Here is a 14,672-nt window from a genome sequence, read left to right on the forward strand (position 1 = left end):
ATCATTATATGAAACATCCACATAACAATCAAGTAAATACGTGGAACCTTTCTTCTTGATAACTAATTTTATATTCCAGTCCTGCTTTAGCAATAATCATTATCGGTTTAATTCAATTCCAAATAAAAAGACGGGCCAAATATCATTCAGCTCGTCTTGACGTAATTGCATGTGTAATTTATAAATTGAAATCATTTTAATACAGCCATCATGGCTGGGACAACTGCCTACTCGTTATCATCCTCATAGCTCACCGCGTAAAACGCTCGGTAATCTGTCGGTGCCTTCCCGGTCAATTGATTGTCTGGGAGAGTGTAAAAACCAATGCCTACCTGGGGCGATGCTTGCCAACTGGACAGCAAATCGTCAAAAACTTCTGCCATATTTTTGACCTGACTGGTGTAACTCGTCCCCCGACTCAATCGTTGATTAAAATCACTAATGGTTATATAGGCCATGCTCCCATTCATATGAGACGTTCCTACATCAATCTTCTGAATGGCCGCCAAGCTATCCGCATCCCGATTCAAGTAATTTTGTGCTTCTAACTGGGAAAGCTGATTTGCCTTTGCTTTAAATTTAAAATTCGGTCGTAACTTCTGTTCGTACGCCACAACGTCCTGATCAAACTTCGCGGTGCTCGTGGCACTGGTCAAATCAAGTTTGCCCTTCAGAATCGGTGTTTGCCCCGCATTGCCCAATCCAGGTGTGACACCGGCCTTCAAATAACCGCGCCATACCCAGCCACCAAATAAGCCGTCAGAAGTTTTAACATGATAATAGATGCGCGATTTACCGGTAGCTTTCACCCGAACCTTTTCATGTGCATCGGTAAAAAACGTATAGTGGGTCAACGTGTCTAGTGCCGCCTGGTAGCGAATCCCCAGGTGTTTGGAGTAGCGTGCGCCCGCGGCCCCCGTTGGATGATAAGCCTTGCGGGTCATACTTCGCCGCCATACTAATTTAACTGAATTCGCGCGTTGTTGAGAATACTGTGCGCCCATGGGCAAAGTGGCAGCTGTAGCGGTCGTCCCCGACATCATCGACCCAACCACAATTCCCAGCACCCATAATTGTTTCACTGAAATTTTCATCTTCCACCTCCCGTTATGTCCTTAACTTTAGCAGATGTAGCCCCAGTTACCAAGTCCAAATTCATTGTCTTTTAAATTCAATAGCCCCTATTTCAAGCCCGCTGCTTCCGCGCCATCAGCCGTTGAATCGCCGGCATAATCAGGAGATCACGGACAAAATAGGCCATCGTCAAGGTACTAAAGAAGCTCAGCACGAACTGCGCCACCGTCATGTGGGCCAACGTCCCGTTCATCAGGAGCGCGCGGGTACTCATGGTAAAGCACATCACCAGCAGCATCGTCCAGCTACGAATCGTGCCGGCCCTTAGCTGAATAGCAGACGCATTGACCAGCGGCCGCGTGCCTATTTTGACTAGCAACGTACTCAGATTGCTGACTACCAACACATTGAGGACAAACGCAAATAGAATCGTTGGCCCAACAGATAGTCCAAACACCCGCCACATGTTTGCATTGATCCCCATATTTTTCGCCATGCCTAACCAGCTCATGCTGCTAGCCATCCCCGTGCACATCAAGAAAGAAAAAATCAAGCGCTGTTTCAAAGTCATTTAAAATCCTCCCATAGTTGATAAATCAACTATTAAAGAATAACCGAATTTAGTTTATTTGTCAACTATATGTTATGCTATACTAAACAAAAAAGGAGGCCGTTGTTTTGGATATCACCAAGATTGGAAAGTTTATCGGCGCACTCCACCGTCGTTTTCAGATTGCCATGAATCACGAACTGACGCTACCCGAAATCAATGCCAGCAACGCTAATTTTCTACTCTTCATCAATGAGCACGACGGCGTCACGGCTAAACAAATCACGACCGAGCTTGCCATCAATAAAGGCCTGGTGAGCCGCGAACTGACGCGACTTGAACACGCCAGCTACATCACTAGGGCCCCCGATGACAGCGACCGCCGAATCACTTGGATTCGCATCACGCCTAAGGGAAGGGCCGCTTGCAAAACGATTCGTCAGCTCAAGCAGTCGCTTTGGGACCAGGTTCTGGGCGACGTCCCTGCCAACGATGTTGAACTGGTCTATACGCAGTTAGAAGCCTGGAGTGAACAGGCTAAAAAGTTTGATCAGACTAAATAAACGCCAAAATAGACAGTCATGGCTCGACAAGTATCTTTGCCGAGCCATGACTGTCTGTTTGATTACGTGCCTATTGTTCTTTACGTTTGAATTTGAATCCAAATACACCTAAGACCGCAACCAGTAGCGCAACACCCCAGAATGGTGAGGCTTGTTCACGACTGTTGGTCTGTGGCAAATCGGCCGCGGCTGACTTCTTCACTGCTGGCTGATCTGCCTGTGTGCCTGTCTTGGCAGTTAAGTCCACCTTAGCGGCCGCGCCACCCTTGGCAACAGTCGTAGCCTTCTTACCACTGACAAGCTGAGCGGCCTGACCACCATTTGTCGCTTTCTTAGCAGCCACCTCTTTTTTACCAGCTGGCTTAGGGGTTGGTTTAGTCGGCTTGGCCGTTGGCTTATCCGTGTCTGGTGTAACTTTGTCGGCATCCCCATCTGACTTAGCGTAAACGTAGGTCACAGTAAAGTCGCTGTCCCCCAGCGTCCCACTGGCATTGGCTGGCGTCGTGACCAACTCGTACCCGTCCAAAACGTTTGCCGCTGGACTAGTCGTGTAGGTATCGCCGGCCTTTCCCGTCACCAGCACATCTGGTGCGACCGTGGTACCATCCGCTGTTTGATAGTGAACGGTGACCGTGATCGTTTGGTCCGGCGTGACAACTGGCGGTGTAACATCTGGAGGCGTGACCGTGCCAGCGTTTTTGGTATAAACGTAAGTGACGTCAATCGCAGTATCCCCAAACGTTCCCGTCGCATTCTCTGGCGTTGTCTTCAAAGTGTATCCGTCAATCTCAAGCGGATCGGTTGTGTACGTTTCCCCCACCAACCCAGTTTCGAGAACCGAATCCGGATGAATCATTTCACCAGCCGTATCCTGATAATGGACCGTGACTGGTTGACCCTCTTCACCAATGGTGTATGGCATGTAAACAGAAAAGTACTGACCACCGGCCTCGTCATCAAAGACTCGTGACAAATAATATTTATATGGTAGTTGCGTCGTCTTAAAATCATCAGAAATAGGAGCCGTGGAACCCGGCATTACCTGATCCTTAATTTGAGTAAACACAACATTACCCTTATCATCCAGGGTTCCAAGGCCCCCAGACTCAAAAACATAAACTGATCTCAGAGTGTCATACATCCAGCCATAACCAACGTCAGAAGTTAAACCGCCTGGATAATTTTGTGGCATTTTAACAATAATCGGTTGCGTATAGGTTCTAGTTTTACCGTTCACAACAACCGGATCATTAACAATCAATTGATGGTCAAAGGTCATTCTCCCAGTGAATTGCGCATAGTTTAGCGATGAAAAATCAGCCACATGATTGTAGGTCATTTCCAATGTCGTTAGATTCTTTAGCCCTGCTAAGGGGGTGACATCCGACACCCGGTTCATCGTTAGCTGTAGGAACTCTAACTTTGTCAAATACTGCAGCGGAGAGATATCCGTAATATCGCCATTGTATTTTCCAAGACCCGTTTCCTCCTGATAATTGGCCATCGTTCCTCCCCAAGCCCAATTATTAGTCCCTTTCAAATCTAGAGAGGTTAGATTGACCGCATACTGAAGACCTTCAAGTGAGAACGATGTTTTGCCATCAATGTATGTCGTATAGTCAGGTCCTTGAATGCTAAACACACTGAGAAGCGCCATATCATCCTTGGTAATATCACTCACGCTGTTCCAGACTTTTCCAGACGCCGTGACAGCTGGGTTCGTCAACGGATTGCCTTTGGTAAGGGTGTTAAAAATGGCTTGTTGCAACATTTTATTTGGCATCCACTCATCAATCGACTGGTCCGCCTGCACGGGCGCAGCAACGGGCGCTGCCGTCACAGCTTGTGGCGCTGGCATCGACCGCAAACGTGGATTAACTTTGGCCTTAGGCGGCGTCACTTCGGTTACTGGTTTGACGTCGTTTGTCTCGTCTTGGACTGCGGTGACCTTATTGGCCGAAGCCACTTCAGGATTCACCACCGGTGCTGGCTCTTCGGCTGGGGCGCCTGTATGCGGGTTGTCTTGCGACTCTTCGACAACGGGCGGCGTGGTTTCCGGTTCCACCGGCGTCTGCTTTTCTGCCGCATCAGCTGCTGGCTTTTCAACGTCCGGCGTTACGTTCTCTTCGGGTTCATCCGCAACGGGCGGAACCGTCTCGTCTTTCTGGGCCGCCGTCTTCAAAGAGACCTGTTGTTCCTGGGTGGCAGGCTGTTGAACGACCTGCTGCGTATCATTTTGTACCGCATCGTTATCAGCCGTATCTGCATGAGCCGTCTCGGTTCCCACCGTCGTGACCAAGAAGAAGCTAGTTAGGATTCCCACAAAAATCCAAGTTTTCCCCTTCTTGTACATCTTATAATGTTCTGATTCACCGCACTGTTTCAACATCATACTCACTCCCTAAGTACTTGTCCGCACGCTTCATACTCACCTATTAATTTAGCACCTCAATTAATTCTCTCCCTATAGGTCATTATATTGATTAACTTATAGAATGTCCACACTCCAAAAACTGTTTACGGCATATTACAAAGTCATAGCTAAAATGTAAGCGACTGAAACCACCATCAAGATTGACTTCTAAATAAACAATTTAGCAATTCACCAACGACTATTTAGTTTGTTTTTCATGGGTACAGCATTAGAAAGCTGTAACAAAAAACGAACCAAGCATTTCCGCTCAGTCCGTTCCGTCATTCTGCTTATTGTTCTTTGCGCTTTAATTTGAATCCAAATACGCCTAAGACCGCAACTAGTAGTGCGACGCCCCAGAATGGTGAGGTTTGTTCACTACTGTTGGTTTGTGGCAAATCGGCTGCGGCTGATTTTGAAACTGCCGGGTGATTGGCTTGCGTACTCGTCTTGTCAGTTAAGTCCACCTTAGCGGCCGCGCCACCCTTGGCCACAGTCGCGATGGTCTTGCCCCCACGTTTGCTAGTCACGGCATCTGCTTGACCACCAGCCTGAGTCTTCTTAGCTGGCGTCTTCTTCGTCGCTGCTGGTTTAGTAGCTGGCTTGGTTCCTGGCTTCGTCGGTTTGGTCGTTGGCTTGTCCGTATCCGGCGTGACCTTGTCGCCATCCCCGCCAGTCTCTTCATAAACGTAGGTCACGGAGAAGTCGCTGTCGCCTAATGTCCCACTGGCATTGGCTGGCGTGGTCACTAGCTTGTAGCCATCCGGCACGTTAGCCGCTGGACTCGTCGTATAGGTGTCGCCGGCCTTCCCAGTTACCAGCACATCCGGCGCGACCGTGGTGCCGTCCGCCGTTTGATAGTGAACGGTGACCGTGATCGTTTGGTCTGGTGTGACAACTGGTGGGGTCACGGTCCCAGCGTTCTTGGTGTACACGAAGGTCACCTCAGTCGGCGTATCCGTGTAGGTCCCTTGGGCATCCCCCTGTGTTTCCTTGTAGGTATACCCGGTGATATCAGGATGGGCAATGTCATAAGTCGTCCCTACCTGACCAGAAGCCACCGTGTCGGCTTGAATCGTGGTCCCGGCTTCATCCTGGTAATGCACGGTCACGGATGACGTGGCTTCCTTGTAAACGAAGGTCACCGTCTGGGCCGTGTCGGAGAAGGTCCCGGTCGCGTTGGCTGGTGTTTCGGTCAATTCGTAACCGGCAAATTCTTTCGTTGGCGCCGTGTAACCTTCACCAATTAGTCCGGTTAAGGTTTCTGGGTCAGCCAATTTCTGACCAGACTCATCAACGTAATTGACCGTTACGTCTTCGGCAGCATCCGCTTTCACATAAGGGGTTACCATCGCTACTGTAATACCGGTAGTAGAATCAGAAAAAACCGATTCCAAGAAATACGTATAATCTTCCTGAACCAGGTATGGATACAAATAACTCAGCGGGTTGTATGTCTGCCCGGGCATAATTTGATCCTTGATATCTGAATAAGCAATTTGATTACCAGTTACTGTTGAAACGGCCCCTACCCAAAAGATTCGAACTGTTGGCGTTGCATTACCCGGAACCGGAGCTGAAATTGGAAGCGCAACAGCTCCTCCTGGCGTACTTGCAATAAAAGAACTCCCTTGCGGCGCTTTCACAGGATTAGTCACGATATATGAGCCAGTCCGTGGCACAAACACTAGGTTGTTCACCACATATTGTTCGCCAATTGAAAAACCACCTGTAAATTGCGCCGGATTCAATGCGGAAAAGTCTGCGACACCATTGTTACTCATAGATAGTGTCGTAAGCTTTTTAATCCGGTAATCGGCGTAATATCTGAAACCCGATTCAAGGTAAACTGTAGCCACTGCAGATTAACCAATGAACTTAGTGGTGTTAAGTCTGTAATATCTCCCCGCATCGCATAGGGAGCCGCATTCATGTTGTTAGCAAGATCCAAGTGCGTTAAATTAGTCGCATATTGCAATCCTTCCAAAGAAAACGACGTCTTACCATCAATGTACGTAGTGGCATGTGCTTGCACATCAAGACGATTCAGCAACAACATATCTGCCTGTGTAATATCGTTGACACTACTCCAGGTTTTTCCAGAAGCGGAAACTTCGGGATTAAAATAATCATTTTTAGCTGTAAGTGTATCAAGTACCACCTGCTGTAATGTCTTATTCGGCATCCACTGATCAATCGACTCCTCAGCCTCAGCAACGGGTTGGGCTACCGTCACAGCTGGCGTTGGTGTAGGCGCCGCCATTGACCGTAACCGTGGATTGACCTTTTTAACCGTATTAACTGGCGGCACTGATTGCTCGACGGTTGTCGACGTGACCTCATTATTGGTCTGGTCGACCGGTGCGTCTGCGGCAGGCTTTTCGGTCACCTTACTGCCGTCCGTCGCGCCCGCTTTGTCTGCGTCTGGTGCTGGAGTTGCCGGTAAATCAGTGTCTCCGTTCTTGTCCACCGTGTCACCATCTGAATCGCTCGTCGCATCCGGTGCCGGCGTCGTTTCCGATTCCTTAGCGGGTGCCGCCACCGGGTCCTTCGTTCCATCACTCGGCGTTGTTGTCTCATTGGTAGCCCCAGTGGCTTCCTTAACCGTCGTATCGGCCGGCGTCTGTGAGTGTTGCTGCTGACCGAGCGTCACCTGTTTCGCTGGTTCCACCGATTCCTGGGTCGCCGTCTCTTCGCCGGTCGTGGCCCCGTCACTAGTATCCGCATGGGCCGTCTGACCGCCGAAAGCCCCCAAGGCTAACGTGGCTGTGACGATGCTGGCAAAAATCCAGGTCTTCCCTTTTTTATACATCTTATAGTGTTCTTTGGTATTAAACATACATAACAGTCCCCTCTAAAAACATGTTATCGTGGTTCACTCACCGCATGAGTAATTGTCGACCCACCCGTTTTTGATGCAAAACGGTCTATGCTCTTTACAAATATAATTATAGCCACTTCACCCCCTAAAATCTACTAAATGGGCAAAACGTTTAACAGTGGTGTTCGTCATTTTAACTAATTTACACACAAAATAAAATTGTGATTTAATTGCCGTCGTTACAGTCATTATAGCAAGTAATACGGTTTAACCTTTTCACAAAGTCTGGCCGTTTTTTCATAGAAATCGTTATGTTACAAATTTAAAATTATGTAGAAAGAAAGGCCATTAACCATTCCTACCGATAGCTCCCTAACTGGCCGCTTTTACAAAATACCGTGCCAACCAACCCCTCCCAGTAGGTGGCGCCGTCAGAACGTGCTACACTCAATGCAACAAATCTCGAGGGGGCCTCCACCATGTTATGTGATGCGCATTGTCATCTGGATGGCAGTTCTGAACTCGCCGCACTCCAACGCGACGAACACATTTTAGCCTTGATCAATTGTCAGTCACCCACCGAATGGGAAACCAATCGCCAGCTCGTCGACGGCCATCAGCCATTAAGCTTTGGCATTCATCCCTGGCAGGCTACCGAACTGCGCTGGTCCGAGGTCACACCCTACCTGGAAGCCACCAACATCATTGGCGAAATCGGCATGGACAGCGTTTGGACGGACGTGAATCTGCTGGAACAGGCCCGCATCTTCGAGGCCCAGCTCCGGTTCGCCCACGACCACCGCAAACCGGTCGTGCTCCACACCAAGGGCTGTGAGCGCGCCGTCTTGACCAATATTCAGAAGTATCCCAACCGCTACCTGGTTCACTGGTACGCCTCCCCTGAGTATCAAGCAGATTATATCCGCCTTGATTGCTACTTCACGATTGGTCCCGACGTCCTGACCGATCCGGCCGTCGCCCAGTTGGCCAAAACCATCCCCCTCAACCGCCTCCTGATTGAAACGGATGGCCTGGCCGCCGTGACCTGGGCCCAGCACCGCCCGGTCACGGTAACGGACTACCCGATGATTCTCAAGCAGAGTCTGCGTATCATTGCCAATCTACGGGGCATGGCACCGGCTGAATTGGAGGCCAACGTTTACCAAAACCTCCAGCAATTTCTTTCGTAGCACAAAAAGAGACGACCAGGGAATTCCCGGTCGCCTCTTTTTAGCGCTTTAAAGCCTTAATCCATTAGTTGTTAAGCGTTGCATTTAAGCAATGAATCTTATTTCGGACGGACTTGGTCACGCCTTTGAAAAGCAAGTGACCAAACCAACGACTAACCAGTCGATTTCGACCGAAAAATGGTTAATAAGTAATCCAGTATTGCAGGCCGGCAGCTAAGATCCCACCAACCAGTGGGCCACACATTGGTACCCAAGCGTAGCTCCATTCAGCCGCTCCCTTGTGAGGGATTGGTAAGATGGTGTAGGCCAGACGAGGACCCCAGTCACGGGCAGGGTTCAAAGCGAACCCAGTCGTGGAACCTAAGCCCATCCCGACAACCATAATAACCAGACCAACGACGAACGGCTTCAAGCCGGCCGTGAAGTTCCCTAAGTTCAAGAGAACGAAGACGAAGGCCCAAGTGGCAATCGTTTCAGAGAGAAAGTTGTACAGTGGGTTCTTGATAGCGGGCTTCGTGGAGAAGATTCCCACGTGGTTACCGCTAGCTTCGTCAGGAGAATCTTTAAAATGAGGATAATATTGAATTGCAACTAACGCGGCCCCGACGAAGGCCCCCAAGAATTGACCCAACAGGTAAGGCACAACGTCCGCCCATGGGAAGTAACCAAACAGCGCGAACCCAATGGTAACGGCTGGGTTCAAGTGGCCTTGTGAACCGAGTAACCCGGCAACATAGACCCCCATCGTCACGGCCATACCCCAGGCCACACACACGTAGGTCCAGTTTGACCCTTTAGCGTAGGACTTGTTCAAGTTAACACTAGCCATGGTCCCAACACCCAAAAGAATCAAAACCAGGGTTCCAAAAAACTCACCAATAAAGCCATTCATAAAATAACACCCTCCTCTTAATATGTAATGGAATTAATAAGCGCTACGGATAGTCTACCACAATCTGTAAGGATTGTAGATACTGAAATGTTAACGGTTACAGATTAACTGCTTAATATGAGAATTTGATGTGGATTCTGTCAAAGTTTGTTACCGCAACTAACCGCCGTCCCGGCACAGCTTAGGTCGACTTTTTGGTGACTAGTTTCCATGAACTTTTTGAACAATTAGAGCCTGATGACAACTAGTCTCGTCATTTTACCCAAGTCATCCAACCCTTGTTACATTACTGACATACACACAATGGTAACCGCAATGATGTCACCCCGTAATCAATTTGTTACAGCCATACGTTATCTTAGAAGGAGTAGCAAGCACCACAAATAACTTACATATGAGGGATTTAATTTTATGAAAACACTTAAAAAAGTTAGTTTAGCCGTGGCCTTCGCCGCTGCCTTAGTACCCGCACTGCACCAAACCACCGCGCAGGCCAATAGCACCAACACCATTGTCAGCACCAGCAACATGACCGACACCGCCTACACGCGCAAGAGCGCGACCGGTTGGACCTACAACCTGAGTGGCACTGCCAGCGATATGAAATTTGGACAGAAAACGCACTACTTAAAGAACTACCCCAACACCACGTGGCACGCGACTAAGAAGCGTTACATCGTCAAGAAGGATGGCGTGAAGTACCTGTACTACTACGTCACCAACGGCAGGAAGACCGCTTCTGGCTGGATCTGGCACGGTTACCTGCAAAAGAAGAGCTACGCCCACACCAGCACCGCCACGACCGGTAACGGCACGTACAGCGCCATTTACAGTGAGGCCAAGTCCCTGCTGGGTAAGCCCTACGTGTACGGCGCCAATGGTCCCAGCTCATTTGACTGTTCCGGCTTCACCAAGTACGTCTACAACAAGGCCATTGGCCAGACGCTTCCCCGGACGGCCCAATCGCAGTACGACGCCTACACCCACGTGAGTGCCGCCAATGCCAAGGCCGGCGACCTGATTTTCTTTGGCACTAGTAAGAACAACATCAGCCACGTCGGCATCTACAAGGGGGGCAACAAGATGATTGACGCCCAACTCCGCGGCGTGGTCAACGAAGCCACCAACGTTTCCTGGTGGCACACGGTGGGGTATTCCCGACCGGCTAGCTTGAGCTAAGATGAAACGTAATCACTGAAGACCGCGGGAAATCGCGGTCTTTTTTTGCACAATCAGACTATCGACAATTAAAGTCCAACCCTCACAAACTATGGCAGTGCCTTTCTGATCGTTGCCGCCGGGAGCGAAAATCAGCGACCAAACAGAAAAAGCACCGCCACAAAATTGTGTCGGTGCTCGGTCATCTACTCTTCTATTATGCTGGTGTTAAGCCAGAGCGGTATTGTTGTTCCCGCCGTTTAAAATCTTGAAGAAACTGGCCAGTTCCTTCTTACGGTAAGCGGCTGGCACGAATTCCCGGATGGTTTCCAGGTCGAAGCCAGTGGCTAACTTGTTCTGATCGACGACAATCGGGTTCTTTAAAATCCCCGGATTCTTTTGCAAGAGATCAACGAGTTCGTTCATCCCCATGTCTTGTACGGACGCAGGCAAGGCCTTGTAAGCCTTAGAACGCGTTGAGATCAGGTCGTCGGTGCCTTCTTCAGTTAAAGAAAGCATGTAAAGAATTTCATCCTTGGTTAAAGGTTGTTTTTTAATGTCACGAGCGGTAAAGATGGCATCGTGGTTCGCCAACCATTTCATGGCTTTAGTTACCGCAGTCGTTTTAGCGTGAAAGTACATTTTGATCATAGAATCGCCCTCCAATTGATTATCTTCGATGAGGTACTTGGATTAGCACTCTTTTGTTTGAGTGCTAATTATGCTTCTCATTGTACACCACAATCTGGAATGATGAAACCCATTTTACTCGGTCTAGGCCACCTTTTAACAATTTCTTCAGATTCTCACGATTGGCTAGCCTGTTCGTCCACTTTTCATGGGCTTACAATACACTCTATCAGGGGAATGCAACCGTTTTACGGTGGAAAGGTGAAGATTGTTTGAAGATGCTCGCTAGAACTTGGAAACAGTGTACCATTTTCAGGAAAACGGTGTCATTGATGTGAATCAAGTTTGAAGGAAAACTTAACAACCCACCGAAAAATTTGTATTCTCCGGTGGGTTGCATTTATATTTACTATCCTTGTTGGTCGACAGCGTTGTAAATCATGCCGTTAGAAATCTTCCAGCCAATCCCAATCGTCTTGGCTTCAGGGTTGATCAGGTTGTCCCGGTGACCCCAGTTGGACTCAGCATCGTGGTAGAGGTACTGGTCAGCGGCGTTGGTGCCAGCCTTCTGGTAGTCGCCCACAAAGCCCTCATCGGCCATGTACAGGCATTCAGAGCTCAGGCCCTCGTCGAAGTTGATGCCAAACTTGGGTCCTTCTTCGAGGTAGACCGTGTTACCCGCACTATCGTAGTGGGTAATATCGCCTAATTTCGCACAGTCAGCGGCCCGTTGGTTAGCCAAATTCGTCAGCTTAGTCGCAATCGTCAGTGGTGCGGCACCAGTCTTAGCCCGTTCCTTGTTGACCATGGCTAAGAAATCAGCGTTGGCCGCTTGGGCGTTAAACGTAGCCGCCGTGGTCTGCGTCGTGGTCGAGTCGTCGTTTTTCTTCGCCGTAGTCGTGGTGGTGGTCGTTGTCTGGATCGTCTTAGTCGACTTCTTAGGCGCAACCCCCTTCTTCAAATAGCTCCGCAGAATCCAGCCGCGGGCCTTCTTCGTGGTGATGTAACTGTAGACGGCCTTCTTGTGGTTAGCCTTACGAACCGTGCTCTGCTTGGTCACGTACAGCGTCGTGTATTTGTAGTTCTTGGCGTGGTGGGCAACCTTGGTCAGCTTATTGGTCTTGTAAATGGTCCCCTTCGTGGCGTGGTAGGCGGTCTTCTTGACCTTCTTGGTGCTGAGTACCTTAGCGCCACTCTTGGCCGCAGCCGGCGTGGTCGTGGCACTTAAACCGACCGTCGCAACGGCCAGAACGGTTAATGCTAAATAAAACTTTTTCATCTTGTTTTCCTCCTGAAAATTTATTTTAAACCTCTATGTACAAAACGAGGCAATCGGTCGAATTGAAATTACTGTCAATTCATAACCGTTTACCTCGTTAAATATATCACTTACACTAAAGCGGCGCAAACTGGGGTGTTAATAGTTACCGCAGAACGCCTTCCGATTCGCCATTGTCGGTAATTTTGTCTATGCCTCAGCCCTTAACCCCTTTGCCTAGTGACGCCACTTCAGAAATGTTAATTGGTTGGATCATCAGAAACTGGCCACCAAATCGTATCACCAGCTTCTTGGGCTTCTAAGACCCCCATTGCGGTGACCCGGAACCGACCAACCCGCTGGGCAATCGGGCTGTCACGACCATAATCGTAGACGTCGACGGTCACCCGCCCCTTCTTGTCTGTGTCAGCCATAAACGAAGCCTGCTTGACTTGATGCGAGTCTCGATTGAAGTCCGACAAGTGCCGAGCAATCCAGTTATCCAGTTGCTTCGAGGTTAAGTGTAGTGCCGAGCTATTGTCGAAACCAAAGGCCTGCCCCGGTTTGCTAGAAACCTTGTTCAGATTGGCTAGGTCGCTCTCGCCCCCCGCCACGGTCAGTTGTTTATTTTTAAGCGTCACCTTGTAGACGTTAAACAATCGTCCACTTGAAGTTGTGCGCAACAAATAAGTCTTGTCGCTAAGTTGTTTGTAGGTGGTTGCATCGTTGGCCCCCCAACCATTTCCGGTATCATAGACGGTATACTTCGGTGTGAAACTATCCTTTTGCCCATCGATTCCTTGATTGCTTATAAAGAAACGGGTTCGACTGTAAGGCGCCTTCTTTAGCGTTTCGGCATCATCGTACTTGCTTGGCGCCGGCTTATAAATATGTGTCGACCAGGTCCCAATTAGCGCTGTCGGTGCCCCGGTCGTCCAGGACCCATTGGTGTCGCCAATCACGTACGCCCGGTTAAACTTGGGCGTGCTGGATTTGAGCCAATAAGATTGATTTGAAGAATACCACGTTAACGTCACAGTAAAATCATCCCCGTTGGCCTGCTTGCCGGTCAACTTATACTCACTAGAATCCCCACTTAGGGTTGTAATCTTTCCGCCAACAATTGTTTTCTGCGCCTTAGAAGATAGCCGCCAGTACCAATTATTATGCTGATAATAGAACTGAGAATACGTCAATTCGTTGTGCGATTGGGTACTCGGATCTTCAGCATTCTTCCCCATCAGTGGGGACAACAACGTCGTCAACGCTGAGGGCTTAGGCGTTTCCGCTTTAGTCGCGGTGGCTTGCTTATTGCCAGCCTTGCCGGCAACCTTGGTTGACTGATTATCCTTGTGACCGGTCCTAGAGTTGGCTTGCTGGCCACAACCAGTACCTACGACGGCAAGTGCCACCAGCAAACTTAGCCATAAAATTCTTCTTTTCATACTATTCATTAGCTCCCTATGTCCGCTTCAACTGAGTATGCTAAAAGATAATGACCCATTTCATGCATCCCGCTACCACCAAGTCTGACTATTCTTAGGTGCGTGCTTAAATCTCGTCATCGTAGTTAGCTTGCCAGTCTTACCACTTGCCATTTTTATTTTTTTACTAGTGAGTTTTTGAACCCGATAATAGTAAGTGTGCAGGCCTTTTCCAATGCGGGGGTCGTGATACTTACCTTTGATTAAATAGACCTTTCCCATTTTCTTATACTTAGTATGGCTGATGGCTGGCAATTGTTCACCCTGCGTCTGCTTCATGAACACCGTAGTCTTAGTTGCTTTAGACCACACGCCAATCTCATTTTTGATTTTACTCTTGAATTTTTTGTTCTGAATAAATGTCGGTAAGCCTTTATGCCAGGTCGCAGCCTCACCGGTTATCGCTGAACCACCAACACTGATAGCGACAACTAGGGCAGATACCCCCGCCTTGATAAATTTGTTCATCTTGTTATTTCTCCTCTTCCGTACGCGTACGCGCGACTTATTTTCAAAAATCACCTATGTACGAAAACGAGGCAAATCGACTTGTCACCTGTGCCATAACAATTCTGATTGGCCGGCGTCAGATCACAACCATTCACCTCGTTAAGTATCTCATTTACGCTAAAGCGGCAC

13 protein-coding genes are annotated in these 14,672 nt (G+C 48.9%); 3 read left to right on the forward strand and 10 right to left on the reverse strand.

Annotated elements, in window-relative coordinates; all coding sequences use genetic code 11:
- Positions 1 to 227: 227 nt before the first annotated feature.
- Together ACEPST_RS03180 and ACEPST_RS03185 are read right to left on the reverse strand one after the other, a co-directional pair.
- Positions 228 to 1,094 carry a hypothetical protein gene (locus ACEPST_RS03180; RefSeq protein ID WP_204121861.1) on the reverse strand — a complete coding sequence of 289 codons (867 nt, stop codon included), beginning with the start codon at positions 1,092 to 1,094 and terminating at the stop codon, positions 228 to 230.
- 92 nt (positions 1,095 to 1,186) lie between these two features.
- Positions 1,187 to 1,645, reverse strand: a complete 459-nt coding sequence (locus tag ACEPST_RS03185; RefSeq protein WP_204121860.1) for a hypothetical protein — start codon at positions 1,643 to 1,645, stop codon at positions 1,187 to 1,189.
- A gap of 107 nt (positions 1,646 to 1,752) precedes the next feature.
- Between ACEPST_RS03185 and ACEPST_RS03190 the strand changes: the two genes are divergently transcribed.
- Entirely contained in the window at positions 1,753 to 2,187 is a 435-nt protein-coding gene (locus ACEPST_RS03190) for a MarR family winged helix-turn-helix transcriptional regulator (RefSeq protein ID WP_204121859.1), read from the forward strand.
- 70 nt (positions 2,188 to 2,257) lie between these two features.
- Here ACEPST_RS03190 and ACEPST_RS03195 read toward each other — a convergent pair whose 3' ends face one another.
- The 3 genes from ACEPST_RS03195 to ACEPST_RS03205 form a co-directional block, all read right to left on the reverse strand.
- Positions 2,258 to 4,576, reverse strand: a complete 2,319-nt coding sequence (locus ACEPST_RS03195) for a MucBP domain-containing protein (protein WP_395425079.1) — start codon at positions 4,574 to 4,576, stop codon at positions 2,258 to 2,260.
- 314 nt (positions 4,577 to 4,890) lie between these two features.
- Complete coding sequence (locus tag ACEPST_RS03200; protein WP_395390496.1) at positions 4,891 to 6,384, reverse strand: MucBP domain-containing protein; 1,494 nt, start codon at positions 6,382 to 6,384, stop codon at positions 4,891 to 4,893.
- Positions 6,381 to 7,439 carry a KxYKxGKxW signal peptide domain-containing protein gene (locus tag ACEPST_RS03205; protein ID WP_395390497.1) on the reverse strand — a complete coding sequence of 353 codons (1,059 nt, stop codon included), beginning with the start codon at positions 7,437 to 7,439 and terminating at the stop codon, positions 6,381 to 6,383. Before ACEPST_RS03205 ends, ACEPST_RS03200 begins: the two co-directional genes overlap by 4 nt.
- 461 nt (positions 7,440 to 7,900) lie before the next feature.
- On the opposite strand from ACEPST_RS03205, the gene ACEPST_RS03210 reads away from it, so the two are divergent.
- Positions 7,901 to 8,611 carry a TatD family hydrolase gene (locus tag ACEPST_RS03210; RefSeq protein WP_204122154.1) on the forward strand — a complete coding sequence of 237 codons (711 nt, stop codon included), beginning with the start codon at positions 7,901 to 7,903 and terminating at the stop codon, positions 8,609 to 8,611.
- Positions 8,612 to 8,792: 181 nt separating this feature from the next.
- Here the strand turns inward: ACEPST_RS03210 and ACEPST_RS03215 are convergent, their stop codons facing one another.
- Positions 8,793 to 9,503 carry an MIP/aquaporin family protein gene (locus tag ACEPST_RS03215; RefSeq protein WP_204122155.1) on the reverse strand — a complete coding sequence of 237 codons (711 nt, stop codon included), beginning with the start codon at positions 9,501 to 9,503 and terminating at the stop codon, positions 8,793 to 8,795.
- 411 nt (positions 9,504 to 9,914) lie between these two features.
- On the opposite strand from ACEPST_RS03215, the gene ACEPST_RS03220 reads away from it, so the two are divergent.
- A complete protein-coding gene (locus ACEPST_RS03220) occupies positions 9,915 to 10,682 on the forward strand; it encodes a C40 family peptidase (RefSeq protein ID WP_204122156.1) in 768 nt (255 codons plus the stop codon).
- A gap of 207 nt (positions 10,683 to 10,889) precedes the next feature.
- Here ACEPST_RS03220 and ACEPST_RS03225 read toward each other — a convergent pair whose 3' ends face one another.
- The 4 genes from ACEPST_RS03225 to ACEPST_RS03240 all read right to left on the reverse strand — a co-directional run bounded on the left by ACEPST_RS03225 (position 10,890) and on the right by ACEPST_RS03240 (position 14,501).
- On the reverse strand, positions 10,890 to 11,312 hold the full coding sequence (locus tag ACEPST_RS03225) for a Spx/MgsR family RNA polymerase-binding regulatory protein (protein WP_203642269.1): 423 nt from the start codon (positions 11,310 to 11,312) through the stop codon (positions 10,890 to 10,892).
- A 388-nt stretch (positions 11,313 to 11,700) separates the two neighbouring features.
- Positions 11,701 to 12,570, reverse strand: a complete 870-nt coding sequence (locus ACEPST_RS03230) for a CAP domain-containing protein (RefSeq protein ID WP_204122157.1) — start codon at positions 12,568 to 12,570, stop codon at positions 11,701 to 11,703.
- Between the two features lie 1,075 nt (positions 12,571 to 13,645).
- On the reverse strand, positions 13,646 to 13,738 hold the full coding sequence (locus ACEPST_RS03235) for a PEP-CTERM sorting domain-containing protein (RefSeq protein WP_204122175.1): 93 nt from the start codon (positions 13,736 to 13,738) through the stop codon (positions 13,646 to 13,648).
- Positions 13,739 to 14,066: 328 nt separating this feature from the next.
- Positions 14,067 to 14,501, reverse strand: a complete 435-nt coding sequence (locus tag ACEPST_RS03240) for a hypothetical protein (protein WP_204122158.1) — start codon at positions 14,499 to 14,501, stop codon at positions 14,067 to 14,069.
- Positions 14,502 to 14,672 lie beyond the last annotated feature (171 nt).

Origin of the sequence: Levilactobacillus sp. FUA 3915, from assembly GCF_044053135.1 — a bacterium.
GTDB lineage: Bacteria > Bacillota > Bacilli > Lactobacillales > Lactobacillaceae > Levilactobacillus > Levilactobacillus lanxiensis.

Coding starts and splice junctions, on each gene's coding strand:
- ACEPST_RS03215 (WP_204122155.1), bottom strand. CDS start 9,503: ATGAATGGCTTTATTGGTGAGTTTTTTGGAACCCTGGTTTTGATTCTT.
- ACEPST_RS03220 (WP_204122156.1), top strand. CDS start 9,915: ATGAAAACACTTAAAAAAGTTAGTTTAGCCGTGGCCTTCGCCGCTGCC.
- ACEPST_RS03195 (WP_395425079.1), bottom strand. CDS start 4,576: ATGTTGAAACAGTGCGGTGAATCAGAACATTATAAGATGTACAAGAAG.
- ACEPST_RS03210 (WP_204122154.1), top strand. CDS start 7,901: ATGTTATGTGATGCGCATTGTCATCTGGATGGCAGTTCTGAACTCGCC.
- ACEPST_RS03225 (WP_203642269.1), bottom strand. CDS start 11,312: ATGATCAAAATGTACTTTCACGCTAAAACGACTGCGGTAACTAAAGCC.
- ACEPST_RS03200 (WP_395390496.1), bottom strand. CDS start 6,384: ATGAGTAACAATGGTGTCGCAGACTTTTCCGCATTGAATCCGGCGCAA.
- ACEPST_RS03205 (WP_395390497.1), bottom strand. CDS start 7,439: ATGTTTAATACCAAAGAACACTATAAGATGTATAAAAAAGGGAAGACC.
- ACEPST_RS03240 (WP_204122158.1), bottom strand. CDS start 14,501: ATGAACAAATTTATCAAGGCGGGGGTATCTGCCCTAGTTGTCGCTATC.
- ACEPST_RS03230 (WP_204122157.1), bottom strand. CDS start 12,570: ATGAAAAAGTTTTATTTAGCATTAACCGTTCTGGCCGTTGCGACGGTC.
- ACEPST_RS03180 (WP_204121861.1), bottom strand. CDS start 1,094: ATGAAAATTTCAGTGAAACAATTATGGGTGCTGGGAATTGTGGTTGGG.
- ACEPST_RS03185 (WP_204121860.1), bottom strand. CDS start 1,645: ATGACTTTGAAACAGCGCTTGATTTTTTCTTTCTTGATGTGCACGGGG.